This is a genomic window from Caulobacter sp. S45 (genome assembly GCF_903642205.1).
GTDB lineage: Bacteria > Pseudomonadota > Alphaproteobacteria > Caulobacterales > Caulobacteraceae > CAHJWH01.
The window spans coordinates 1-10,597 of sequence record NZ_CAHJWH010000114.1 but is presented as its reverse complement, the minus strand read 5'-3'; the positions used below and the strand labels follow the sequence as shown (position 1 = coordinate 10,597).

20 protein-coding genes are annotated in these 10,597 nt (G+C 70.4%); all 20 read right to left on the bottom strand.

Annotated features, from left to right (window positions below):
* Window positions 1-135 precede the first annotated feature (135 nt).
* Window positions 136-1,305: a tyrosine-type recombinase/integrase gene (locus HUV06_RS11500; protein WP_174301407.1), complete on the bottom strand. Its 1,170-nt coding sequence runs from the start codon at window positions 1,303-1,305 to the stop codon at window positions 136-138.
* The gene (locus tag HUV06_RS11495; RefSeq protein ID WP_174301406.1) at window positions 1,302-1,607 is read right to left on the bottom strand and encodes a hypothetical protein; all 306 of its coding nucleotides are present in this window, start codon (window positions 1,605-1,607) and stop codon (window positions 1,302-1,304) included. The genes HUV06_RS11500 and HUV06_RS11495 overlap by 4 nt, the downstream gene beginning before the upstream one ends.
* The gene (locus HUV06_RS11490) at window positions 1,604-2,527 is read right to left on the bottom strand and encodes a 3'-phosphoadenosine 5'-phosphosulfate sulfotransferase (RefSeq protein ID WP_174301405.1); all 924 of its coding nucleotides are present in this window, start codon (window positions 2,525-2,527) and stop codon (window positions 1,604-1,606) included. Before HUV06_RS11490 ends, HUV06_RS11495 begins: the two co-directional genes overlap by 4 nt.
* Window positions 2,524-3,138: an MT-A70 family methyltransferase gene (locus HUV06_RS11485; protein WP_174301404.1), complete on the bottom strand. Its 615-nt coding sequence runs from the start codon at window positions 3,136-3,138 to the stop codon at window positions 2,524-2,526. The genes HUV06_RS11490 and HUV06_RS11485 overlap by 4 nt, the downstream gene beginning before the upstream one ends.
* Entirely contained in the window at window positions 3,135-3,482 is a 348-nt protein-coding gene (locus HUV06_RS11480; protein WP_174301403.1) for a hypothetical protein, read from the bottom strand. Before HUV06_RS11480 ends, HUV06_RS11485 begins: the two co-directional genes overlap by 4 nt.
* A complete protein-coding gene (locus HUV06_RS11475) occupies window positions 3,479-4,324 on the bottom strand; it encodes a DNA adenine methylase (protein ID WP_174301402.1) in 846 nt (281 codons plus the stop codon). Before HUV06_RS11475 ends, HUV06_RS11480 begins: the two co-directional genes overlap by 4 nt.
* Window positions 4,321-4,695, bottom strand: coding sequence for a hypothetical protein (locus HUV06_RS11470; RefSeq protein ID WP_174301401.1), 375 nt, complete (start codon window positions 4,693-4,695; stop codon window positions 4,321-4,323). Before HUV06_RS11470 ends, HUV06_RS11475 begins: the two co-directional genes overlap by 4 nt.
* A gap of 153 nt (window positions 4,696-4,848) precedes the next feature.
* Window positions 4,849-6,063 carry a helicase HerA domain-containing protein gene (locus tag HUV06_RS11465; protein WP_174301400.1) on the bottom strand — a complete coding sequence of 405 codons (1,215 nt, stop codon included), beginning with the start codon at window positions 6,061-6,063 and terminating at the stop codon, window positions 4,849-4,851.
* The gene (locus HUV06_RS11460) at window positions 6,063-6,311 is read right to left on the bottom strand and encodes a hypothetical protein (RefSeq protein WP_174301399.1); all 249 of its coding nucleotides are present in this window, start codon (window positions 6,309-6,311) and stop codon (window positions 6,063-6,065) included. The genes HUV06_RS11465 and HUV06_RS11460 overlap by 1 nt, the downstream gene beginning before the upstream one ends.
* A gap of 131 nt (window positions 6,312-6,442) precedes the next feature.
* Window positions 6,443-6,745, bottom strand: coding sequence for a hypothetical protein (locus HUV06_RS11455; protein ID WP_174301398.1), 303 nt, complete (start codon window positions 6,743-6,745; stop codon window positions 6,443-6,445).
* Between the two features lie 22 nt (window positions 6,746-6,767).
* Window positions 6,768-7,043 carry a hypothetical protein gene (locus HUV06_RS11450; protein ID WP_174301397.1) on the bottom strand — a complete coding sequence of 92 codons (276 nt, stop codon included), beginning with the start codon at window positions 7,041-7,043 and terminating at the stop codon, window positions 6,768-6,770.
* Window positions 7,040-7,348, bottom strand: coding sequence for a hypothetical protein (locus HUV06_RS11445; protein WP_174301396.1), 309 nt, complete (start codon window positions 7,346-7,348; stop codon window positions 7,040-7,042). The genes HUV06_RS11450 and HUV06_RS11445 overlap by 4 nt, the downstream gene beginning before the upstream one ends.
* A gap of 2 nt (window positions 7,349-7,350) precedes the next feature.
* The gene (locus HUV06_RS11440; RefSeq protein ID WP_174301395.1) at window positions 7,351-7,827 is read right to left on the bottom strand and encodes a helix-turn-helix domain-containing protein; all 477 of its coding nucleotides are present in this window, start codon (window positions 7,825-7,827) and stop codon (window positions 7,351-7,353) included.
* A 2-nt stretch (window positions 7,828-7,829) separates the two neighbouring features.
* Window positions 7,830-8,105: a hypothetical protein gene (locus tag HUV06_RS11435; protein WP_174301394.1), complete on the bottom strand. Its 276-nt coding sequence runs from the start codon at window positions 8,103-8,105 to the stop codon at window positions 7,830-7,832.
* A 14-nt stretch (window positions 8,106-8,119) separates the two neighbouring features.
* Window positions 8,120-8,638 carry a hypothetical protein gene (locus tag HUV06_RS11430; protein ID WP_174301393.1) on the bottom strand — a complete coding sequence of 173 codons (519 nt, stop codon included), beginning with the start codon at window positions 8,636-8,638 and terminating at the stop codon, window positions 8,120-8,122.
* A 120-nt stretch (window positions 8,639-8,758) separates the two neighbouring features.
* Entirely contained in the window at window positions 8,759-9,244 is a 486-nt protein-coding gene (locus HUV06_RS11425; protein WP_174301392.1) for a hypothetical protein, read from the bottom strand.
* Window positions 9,244-9,453 carry a hypothetical protein gene (locus tag HUV06_RS11420; RefSeq protein ID WP_174301391.1) on the bottom strand — a complete coding sequence of 70 codons (210 nt, stop codon included), beginning with the start codon at window positions 9,451-9,453 and terminating at the stop codon, window positions 9,244-9,246. Before HUV06_RS11420 ends, HUV06_RS11425 begins: the two co-directional genes overlap by 1 nt.
* Entirely contained in the window at window positions 9,453-9,722 is a 270-nt protein-coding gene (locus HUV06_RS11415) for a hypothetical protein (RefSeq protein ID WP_174301390.1), read from the bottom strand. Before HUV06_RS11415 ends, HUV06_RS11420 begins: the two co-directional genes overlap by 1 nt.
* The gene (locus HUV06_RS11410) at window positions 9,719-9,973 is read right to left on the bottom strand and encodes a DUF2312 domain-containing protein (protein ID WP_254601074.1); all 255 of its coding nucleotides are present in this window, start codon (window positions 9,971-9,973) and stop codon (window positions 9,719-9,721) included. Before HUV06_RS11410 ends, HUV06_RS11415 begins: the two co-directional genes overlap by 4 nt.
* 101 nt (window positions 9,974-10,074) lie before the next feature.
* Window positions 10,075-10,473, bottom strand: a complete 399-nt coding sequence (locus HUV06_RS11405) for a hypothetical protein (RefSeq protein WP_174301388.1) — start codon at window positions 10,471-10,473, stop codon at window positions 10,075-10,077.
* Window positions 10,474-10,597: the final 124 nt, after the last annotated feature.

Genomic DNA, 10,597 nt, shown 5'->3' with positions numbered 1-10,597 from the left:
CCTTAGCTCAGTTGGTTAGAGCGCCAGATTGTGGCTCTGGAGGTCCCCGGTTCGAGACCGGGAGGTGGTACCATCTGAACCTGAGGCCCTGTAAGGGATTGTGGGGCAGCTGGTTGGCCGAGCCGACGGCCGATTTTACACCTGTTTTACACCCGGTTTTTCACTTTGGTTCGCGGCGCGTTCCCGCAGAGCCCTGACCTTCTCGTCCGCGTCGTCCGCCATCAGGATCCTGTCGGCCTGGCGGCGGTACTGGGCGAAGCTTGAAGCGCTCGAATGGCCCAGCATTGCGGCGCCCTGGGCGTCGGTGCAGCCGGCGATCGCCAGCTCGACCCCGCGTGTATGGCGAAGGCCGTGAAGGTCGAATGCCGCGCTCGGGATCGTGCCCGCGCCGGCCAGCTCACCCACCAATCGGGCAAGCTCCTGGCCCAGGCCGTCCTCGGTGTAGGGCCGGTTGGAGAGGCCGTAGACGAGCGTCAGAGGCTTCAGCGGCGCAGCGCCGTCCTTTGCTCGCTTCCAGGCCTGCCACCGGCTCAGGGGCTGCGCATCGGGCGTCGTGGCCAGCCAACGGGTCAGCTCCGGATCCTCCGGGATATTCACCGCCACCCGCCGCTTGCCCGATGTGAACCGCACACGGCCGCCGGCGCGCGCGGCGCTGCTGATTCGCACCAGGTCGCCGCGCCTTGCGCCGGTGTAGCGAGCCAGGGCGAGCGCCCGGGCGATCCCGAATTTGCGCCCGCCGATCGCGGCCTTGATGACGCTCTCCAGGACCTCGGCCGGCCAGATGATGTGTGGGTCCGCGAGGTGACGGGGGCGGGCGATCTCGCCGACGTCGGCCCAGGGGTTCGTCGGCAGCCGGCCGTCGATCAGGGCGAGCTGCAGGACGTTCTTGAGGACCTGCCGCCGCAGGTTGGCTGCGCGGTGGCCCTGCTCGGCCCAGGTGTCCCGGAGCTGCTTGCAGTAGGCGGGCGAGAAGGCGCTCACCGGGACGACGCCGAAGTGCTCGTCGAACTCGCCGAGGTAGCGGCGGTACTCGCCCTTGGTGCTGTCCTCGAGCGACCTGAAGCCAGCGTCCTCAAGCTCGTAGGCGCGCAGGTAGGCGCGCAGCGAATCGGGGCGGACTGCGGCGCCCGCCAGCTGGCGAATAAGGCCCTGGACCTCACGCTCGAGCGCCGAGCCGGCCTCCTGGCCTTCGGCTGGCCAGGGGCTGCGGAGCTTGATCCGCGGCAGGCCCTTCTTGCGCAGGTAGAGGTACTCCGCGCCTTCGGGCGTGAGGACGCGCTGGACGTGCTTCACCGGCTCGCTCACGCGGATCGACGCCCTCGCTTCGACCGGAAGCGTTCGAGGGCAGCGGCCGCCATATCTTCGGGGGCCTCCGGCTGCGGCGATGAGGCGGCGCCTGGCAGGTCCGAGTCAATGTGGGGCAGGCGCTCGATCAGTTCGTCGAGCTCCTTACGCTTCCATACCGAGCGACGCGCGCCGACGTCGACCGGGCGCACCTGGTAGCGGGCGGTCAAGCCCAGGAAAAGGTCGCGGCCGAGGCCGACGTACTGGTGCGCCAGCTCGATCGGCATCATGGCGGGCCAATCCGGCAGCTCGGCACGCGTCATGCGGCCAAGCTCCCACACCACAGGCCGCACTCGGCGTCGTGCTCGTCCACCATGTCGTCGGTGATGAGGAGCGGCTGGGCGGCGTCGCGGACCAGCTCGGCGTAACTACGGTCCTTGGAGAACCGCATCATGCGCCGGTCGCGCATCTTGCCTCGCGCCTCGGTCTCCGCTTCCATGCGGACCCACCAGCCAGCATCGGCGCCGTCCGCTATCAGCCGGGCCAGTGCGCCGCGCCCCTTCAGGAAGCAGAGGTCGCAGTTGCCCTCGTGATCGCGCAGACCGAGGTCGAAGCCCTGCGGCAGAGTAGACGAGGGGAACCGACCGGAAGGCCCGAGCCAGAACCGCATCACGTCCGGCTTGGTCACCCGGCCGGTGGCCAGCGGCATGACGGCCTTGTAACGCTGCTTGCCGGCGTCGTTGCGAGCGAGCTGCTTCAGGACGCGGTGGCCCTCGTCATAGCGGAGGCCGACCGGGTTGAGCCAGTGCTGGTGCCCGAGTGACAGCATCAGCCGCCGCATCGTGTCCACCTTCAGCTTGGTGGTGCAGAACCGCATGGTGACGTTCGGAAGCATTTGCTTCCGACGCACCATGTCCTCGAACGGCTCGCCGGCTCGAGAAGCCGAGTTGTAGCCGACCTCCTCAAAGCCGGCCGGGTCCGCCGCAAGCAGGTCGCCGTCCATGGCGTGCTGCGGACGCCACTCCACCCACCGCACCCGCACGCCCCAGCGCGTCCCGCACTCGTGGACGAAGCGCAGCGTCTCCTCGCGCTCCTTCCCAGTGTTGGCGAAGGCGACCACCACGTCGCCGGGGAGCGTGCCCCCGTGCGCCTGGAGGATGCGCCAGAGCATGTAGGCGGAGGTCCGGCCGCCGCTGCAGCTGATGAGCGCCGGGCCGGTGATGAGGAAGGGGTCGGCGGTCATGCCGCCACCTCAAACCGGTCCAGCTGGTCGCCCCACGACGTCCAGCCCGGGCGCCGCTCGCGCGCGAACAGCTCCAGGTAGGGGCCGCTCACCAGGCGCTCGATGTCGCCATAGACCCGCTCCGGCTTGCGGCTGTGCTCGCGCCGGGGCTCACGGATCAGCCGGCGGACGTCGCGCGCCAGTCGCTTCGGGGATCCGCGCGTCGCCAGCCAGCACTGCTCTGGGTTGGCGCGGGTCCAGTAGCCGGTGCTCATCACCGGCGAGCCGTCGGCGTTCAGCTTCTCCCAGTAGAAGCCGACCGTCTTGAACGTGAAGCCCCAGGCCGAGATGACCTCCATGGCCTGCGGGAGCATGGGGTCGATCACCCACATCAGCAGCATGCAGTCGGCCGCGCCGGTGAACGCCAGCGGGAGCGCCTTGATCTCGGCGAGGCTCATCGTGGCGTAGTGGCGGACGGCGGAGCGGCCTTCGCCTTTTGGCGAGCGCATTGCCATGGCCCAGGGTGGGTCCGCGTAGATGCAGCCGAATTGGCCGGCGGGTGGGACAGGATGGCTCGCCAGCCCATCACCAACGGCGTAGCGCTCCTCGGGCAAGGCAGATGGGCGGGTCATGCGCGGCTGATTGGCGTCATGGCGCCGCAGCTCCGGCACTTTGTCCGGCTGCGCTCCCTGAGCCGCCGCTGTTCGTCCTGGTAGCGCGCCTGAGCCTCGGCCATGCGCCGATCTTCCGTGGCCAAGCGTGTCAGCACCCACATCGGGTTGAGCTTGGCGCCGCAGCCGCCGCACTCGACCTCAGCAAGCGTGGGGTCGACTATGTAACCGGTTAGATAGTGGCTGCATCCGCCGCCCCTCTGAACTTCAAACGGCGACAGTAGCGTTCGATCCGCAGGCATCGGCGTCTTGAACTGCACCGGCAGCTTGGTGACGTTCGGGGGGGTATCTTCGATCTCGCTCATGCCGCGAACAGCCCATGAGCTGCGGCCGCGGCCTGGTTGATCCAAAGGAGCTCGGTGCGCGGGCTGTTGCGGTGCGCTCGCGCCGCAAGCTCCAGGCGCCGCCAGTGGCGCAGCGCGGCGTCGTACGCCGGCGACGGGTAGCTGCTCAGCACCACCATGGCGCTGGAGGCGTTCAGCTGGTCGAGCAGCTGCTCGTGCTCGCCGATCGTCATCTCGTGCGCGTAGGCGCACTTGCCCGTCATCCAGCGGACTGACGTGCTGCGCGTCTCCGGCAGGTATGGCGGATCGACGTACAGGAGCACGCCGGGCGAGTCGTAGCGGTCGATCAGCTCGGTTGCGGGGCGCTGCTCCAGGAGGACGCCGCGCATGCGAGAGATCCAGAGCTCGAGTTGACCAGCGAAGGCGCCCCACTCGTCACCGACATTTGTCCGGCCGGCGTACCCGTCGATCCGGAAGCCGTTTCGCAGCTCGATCTGCGTGCCGTTCGTCCCGTGACCCATGTGGGAACGGACCAGCAGGCGCCGCGCGCGCTCGATTGGGTCGTCGACGCGCTCGTAGGCCAGCTTGTGCTCCGCCCGGGCATAGGGCGTCAGCTCCACAGCACGCATCAGCGCCGCGGCCGAGCCGCTGCGGAGAACCTGGAAGAGGTTCACCACCTCGCCGTCCAGATCGTTCCAGACCTCCTGGCGGACGCGCGGCTTGGAGGCGAGCACCGCCGCCGCGCCGCCGAAGGGCTCGACGTAGATCTCGTGCGGCGGGAGCCACGGGATGATCTTGGGCGCGAGCCGCCATTTGCTGCCGAGGTAGCGGAGGACTGGGCGGGTGGGGGCGAGCTCGCTCATGCCGCCCTCTCGAAGGTCTCGCCCCAACCGATGAGCACGCCCCGGAAGTGCTCCGGGTCGTCATGCGTCATGGCCCACCACTTTCGCATGATGTCCCAGGGCGCGGGTCCGGCAGGCAGACCTGCGAAACCGTCGCGCTTAGCGAAAGCGTTCAACTCTCCGTAGGTGGTCAGCTCCACGGCATCGTCCAGCACCACCCGGTCTTCACGGAAGTCGAGGAGCACGTCGCGCACCTCCAGGCAGGTGGCGACGCCCAGGCGAAGGCAGCTGCGGGTGCGCATGCCCTGGAAGAGCTGCAGCCGCTCGCCGGCGCGCGCGTGGCGCTTGCGGGGCAGGCGGATCGTCTGGCGCTTCTCGCCGGAGAAGATCATCGCCGCGAACGAGGGCTTGAAGCATGTCGATGTCGGCCGGCGTCCACGCGTTGACCCTGAAGGCGACCTCGCGCAGCGGGATCGCGCTCGGCGGCGGCACGTAGGGCGCCAGCTCCACCACGTCGGCGCCGAGGTCCTGGATGGCGGCCGACATCACGCGAGCCCTACGACGGGCGTCTCGGAGCACCTGAGGCGCAGCCGGGCCGAGAGGCGCGCAATGCGCTGCTCGCCCTTCGGCACGGTGTCCACCGCGCCCAGGGCGCCGAGCAGGTCGAGCGCCTGGTCGACGCCGACTCCGTCCAGCCCGAGGTGGCCCGCCAGTTCGGAGGCCGTGGTCGCGTTCGGCGCGATCCGACGCAGCGCCTCGACGATGCGCACGGCCGCCGGCGCAGCGGGCTCCAGGAGGAAGCTGTCGAGACCGCGCACGCCGCCTCGTGCGAGCATGGCTGTCGGCGCTGTGCTCTCCGGGAGCGAGGACAAGTCCAGAAGCTGCGCGGCCGCGGCCGCGTCGTGGTCCGCAGGGCCCACCAGCTCGGGCGTCGCGCCGGCATGGAAGGTGATCGGCAGCTGGATACGGCAGAGCTGCGGCGTCCGGCTCAGCGCGGGCCCGAAGGCAAAGAACTCGCCGGCGGTGAGCTGGCGGAGCTTGTGCGCCTCGTCTCCGGAGATGCCGAGCAGGTCGGCCGCCCGGGCGACGTCGCGGTCGAACACGTTCAGCCCGATCAGGACGTTGTGAAGCTCGGAGACGACCGAAGTGGCCAGCTTGGCCAAGCGCTGGGTCGCGACGACGGAGCCTATGCCCCGCTTACGCCCCCGCGAGCACAGCTCGGTTAGGGTCGAAACGCCGAGGCGGCGGATCTCCGCGTCGCGGGCGCTGGCGGCGAGGTGGGGAGCGAGAAGGTGCGCCTCATCGATGGCGACCAGGACCGTGTGGGCCCAGTCCTCGCGCGGGCAGCTGAGCAGGCCGGAGAAGAACGCGGCCGCCTTGGTGATGCGTTCGTCCGGAGCGAGGTCGCTCAGGTCGATGTGGAGGGGGAGGCGGTGCCGGCGGCCGCGGGCGGCTGCGGCCGTGAGGCCGTCGCCGGCGATGTCGGCCGCAACGATCGTGGTGGCGCCGATGTGGCGGGCCAGGTCGGCGAACTCGCCCTCCGGATCGACGATCATCACCGTGACGAACTCGAATGCCTCCTCGACCAGGCGGCGGATCGTCTGGCTCTTGCCGGCGCCCGAGCTGCCCTGGACGAGGCAGCGGCCGGCGAGCAGGCGGTCCAGGTCGCAGAGCAGCGGGCCATGCCGCGCCGAGCCGAGCTCGAGGAGCACGTCGGCCTGAACGGTGTGGGCGAGGTGCGTTGAGCCATCGGCGGGCATCAGTGCACCGCCTGTGGCCGCGCGCCCTGACCCCCGCCGCCCCGGCGGTCGGCAGGGATGCCGAGCATATCGAGCGCGTCGCCGATCGCCTTGGCCTTGGCGGCGCAGCCAGCGCAGGTTGCCGCGTGTGCGATGGCCCGGGCTTGCGCTGCGCAGAGCACGGCGATGGCGGCGTTCAGGAGCGCGTTCCCGTCGTGGGCGGCGTACCTGACGCGAGCTCCATCGTCAGGATCGACCAGGACCACCACCGCTGAGCAGTCCGCCTCGTCGGCCAGGTCGATGACGCGGCGGGTGAGGTCTTCCTCTGAGCGTCGCGGGTGCAGCCATGTCTCGCTCCTGTTTGAAAGGAGGCCGCCGACCGGAGCCGGCAGCCCAAGGGTCAGCCGGCGGCAACGGCGTGGGTGAACACGCCCAGCGAATTGTAGAGGGCGACCAGGCCGTTGATGACGCCGGTCATGGACGTCCAGATCGCGTCGAAGGTGTCGACCAGCCTGGGGAAGTTGGTCGTGATGTAGGCCTGCAGCGCGGCCTTCACGGCCGCCAGCTTCTGGGCGCCCGTTGTGGTGGCGCCGGCGCCGCCGGCGGTCTCAGCTTCCTTCACGAAGAATTCGACGGCGGGGATGATGGTCTCCGCGTCGGTGGCCACCAGCGAGGCCGTGGAGAGCAGGGATACGAGGTTCAAGGTTGGCTCCTGGGGTTTGCGGCTAGACGTGGGCCGGCCAGGGTGCGCCGCGCACGCCCTGGTGGATGGGGTGCGGGTAGGCCGGCAGCGGCCTTCCGCGCAGGCAGGGGTCGGCCGCCGGCGAGGCGATGAAGGACAGCGCCACGAGCGCGCCCCACACGGTGATCAGCGCCCAGGCGAACCGCCGCCAGCGCCGGCGGGAGAGCGCGAGCCGTCCATTGTCGGTGCGCAGCCATTCGACCTCGGCTTCGAGCGCATCGACCAGCATCCGATCCACAAGGCGAACGGTGGCGTTCACAGCGCCGCCTCAAGCGGTCGCTCGGCCTTGACCTGCTCGATGGCGCGGTTCAGCGGCTCCGCGTCATGGCCGAGGCCACAAGCGTACCCGAGGAAGCGAGAGCGATCTCCGTTGCCGTAGACCGCCAGGACCTCCGTCGCACCGCAGGGCGCGACGGAGAGCTGGTGGCGCGAGGGGACGATCGCCGCCCCGGGCGTGGCCGAGCTCACCAGCGCCACCGCCAGTTCGCGCAGCGTGGCGAATGGCCTGATGACGCCAGGCCTCAGGGCCAGGGCGAACAGTGGGAGTGCGAGAGCGCCCGACACGATCAGTGCGCCCGCGGCTCGGCGAAACTGTTGCGCTGGAACTCGGCCAGGCGCTCGACCTCGGCCTCTTCGTCGTCCTGCACTGCGGAGCCGCCGTGGATGGCGTGCACCAGGCTTCGCGCACCGACCAGCACGGCGCGGCGGAAGCGCGGCGCGAGGCGAGCATAGATCTGCACCAGCTCCTCGATGCCGGGGAGGTTCAGGAGCGCCAGGATCGCCGGCGCCTGCGGGGTGGGGTCGCCCTCGTCCGGCAGCAGGGCGGCCGCGCCGACGCCCAGCGCCCGGGCCGACTTCACCAGCATCGAGGCCGAGACGCGGTTGGTCCCGCGCTCGTACTTCTGAATCTGCTGGAAGGTGATGCCGAGGGCTCGGCCGAGCGCCTCCTGGCTGATGTGCTTGCTCTTGCGCAGGGTGCGGATGCGCAGCCCCACGGCCACGTCGATGGGGTCTGGTCCGTTCTGGTCCGCTCGATCAGCCATGTTCAGCTTCCTTTCAGCTGGTGGACAACTTGGTTCAGCAGCTCGGCGACGGGCCGATGCGGCTCCTGCTCGGCGAGCTGGTGGATGAGCAGGGCCTCGTTCGCGAGCCGCAGCAGGGCGGCGACCAGCGCGTCCGGATCGTCGCCGAGCGCGCGCACGGCTTCGCCATGCATCAGCCAGAGCGGCCTGCGACGGTGATCGCGCTGCAGCTCGAAGACGTGCTCCAGGGTCAACTGCGTCGGCGGGTCCGGGATGATGACCAGATCGGCACCCGCCATGTCACACGAGCGCATCAGCCCTCTCCCGCCAGCTGGGCGCCGGCCTCGAGGCGCGCGGCGCGACGCGCCAGGGTGGCTTGGCGCACGCGGATGGTGTGGGGCCGGCGCGGCGGCGACATGCGCCTGGCGATCTGGCCCGGCGAGGCGCCCTCGGCCTCCAGCTTGCAGAGCAGCTCGTCGTCGGCCTGGTTGAAGCCGATCACCGGCTGGCCGTTGCGGAAGCTGACCCTGCGCCGCACCGGGGTTGCCGGGACCGTCTCCGGCGGCTGGCCGTGCTTCTCCGCGCCGGTCACCAGCAGCTGGTACTCCACCGCGCTCAGCTGCACGCCGAGCGACACGGCGATGCGCCCGGCCGACCACCCGCGCTCCTCGCGGAGCGCCAGGATCTGGGCCTTCTGGTCAGGGGTGAAGGTCACGCAGGCGACGGCGATCGCCAGCATGATCCGGTCGGCGAGATCGTCCGGCACGCTTACCGGGGCCGAGGTGTGCTGGCGCGCGGCGAGGCTGCGGCGGGGAGGAGAGAGCTCAGCCATTTGGCGATCCCATGGAGGCGAGGAAGAGGAGACAGGCCACGCAAGCGGCCAGGCACGCGGCGACGGCCCAGCCCGTGGGCGTGAGCAGGCGCAGCAGGCGGGGGAGGCGGAGGGCGCGCATTAGTAGGGCGCCTCGTCCAAGCTCAACGGGCGGTCGGCTGCGGGTGGCGGCAGGAGCAGCTGCGGGGAAGCGAGCGCGTCGCGTGCGGCCTGCAGCTGCCCGGGGAGCTGGGTGGACGTCCAGTCCTGGACGATCGCCAGGGCGTATTTTACGGCCGGGACCCAGAACGTGTACAGCGCCTCGCCGCTGGCCTTCCGGGCGCGCCTGACACCGGCCCGGGTGGTGGCGCGCGAACGTGCGGCGTCCACCATCGACGAGACCTCGAGCGCGAGCGCCTGCGCCGGATCGGGCGCGCCGGCCCGCAGCTCTCCGCCGGCGCCGAACCGGCCGGCCTGGGCCCGCTTGACGGCGGACGCGACGCACTCGAGCCAGCGCTCCTGGGTGACCGTCTTGGCGCGCGCCCACCGGACGCTCTGCAGGGTGTGCTCGGCCCAGGCATCGAACAGCGTCTGTGTGAACAGATCGAGGATGTGGGAGCGGCCCATCAGGCAGGCTCCGGGGCAGCGATGGCGTCGAAGGCGCGCAGGACGTAGTAGATGTCCCGGCCGAACTTGGCCGAGCCGCCTGGACCGTAGATCTGCAGGACCGCGTCGCCGACAAGGAGCTTCGGATCGGCCAGGCCGCTCATGACCATGCGCAGGCGCGTGGCGGAGGGCTTGGCGGCCTGGTGCAGGGCGAGGGTTTCAGCGCCCATCACTCGCCGTCCTGCTCGATCAGGCGAGTGTGGAGCTCACCGGCTCCGGCAAGGAACATCCAGTAGTGCCACTCGACGGCCTCGGCGATCCTCTCGGGCGACAGATGGAAGGCCAACGCGGCTTCGCCGACGGTGACGTCCTCGCGTTCCTGGCTGAGCATCCAGACCTGGATTGCGTGCGAGAGCGAGGCCAGGGTTGGCCGCCCGTCACCGTGGAAGCCGTACTCATGCTCCGCGACGGGCTCGTCGAGATCCTCGAAGGCGCTCACGCGAGCTCTCCGATGGCCGACAGGTAGAGGTCGATCAGTGCCTCTTCCTCCTGGCGCTTGGCCTTGTCCTGCTTGATCAGGCGGATGACCTTGCGCAGGATCTTGGTGTCGAAGCCCTCGCTCTTCGCCTCGGCGTAGACCTCCTTGAGGTCGGCCATGACGGCGGCCTTGTCCTCCTCGAGGCGCTCGATACGCTCGATGAAGCTCTTCAGGCGGCCCTGGGCCGCGGAGGTGAGGACGTCGGCCTCCACGGTGAACGATTCGTCAGGCGGGGCTTGCTGGACGGAGCCGTCGCTGGGGTCGCGCACGTGGCGGCCGGCGTAGCCGCTGCCCGGCGCTTGTTGGGTCTGCATCAGGCGGCCTTTGCTGCGGCTGTGGAGGGGGTTGCGAGCTGCTTGGAGACCGCCGCGGCTAGGCGATCGCGCAGGACCTCCCAGGGCGTCACCCCAGGCGGCCGTTCCTGGAAGCGGGCCTTGTCGGCCTCGCGCAGGATGATGACCGCGTTGAAGGCGCCGAGCAGCCGGTCAGGCGCCGCCTCCCACTCCGGATGGGCGGCGATCAGGGCGCACAACGCCTCCACCACCACCGAGGAGAGCGCGCCGGCCTTGTTGTTGGTGGTGCAGGTGACGCAGCGGAGCGCCAGCTCCACCACCGCGGCGCCGTGGCGGCGCAGGCCCGCGCGCACGGCGGCCACCGCGTTCGTCTCGCCGGGCTTGATGCGGTTCTGGGCGCGTGGGTGGGGCGAGACCATCGCGCCGGCGCGGCGGCAAGTGGCGGCTTAGATTGACAGCGGCTTAAGCGCCGCGCGCCGCGGCGTCCTCGCTCGGCCCGAGCCGAGGCTCGCATGACTCCCGACACCCTCCTCCGGCTCGCCA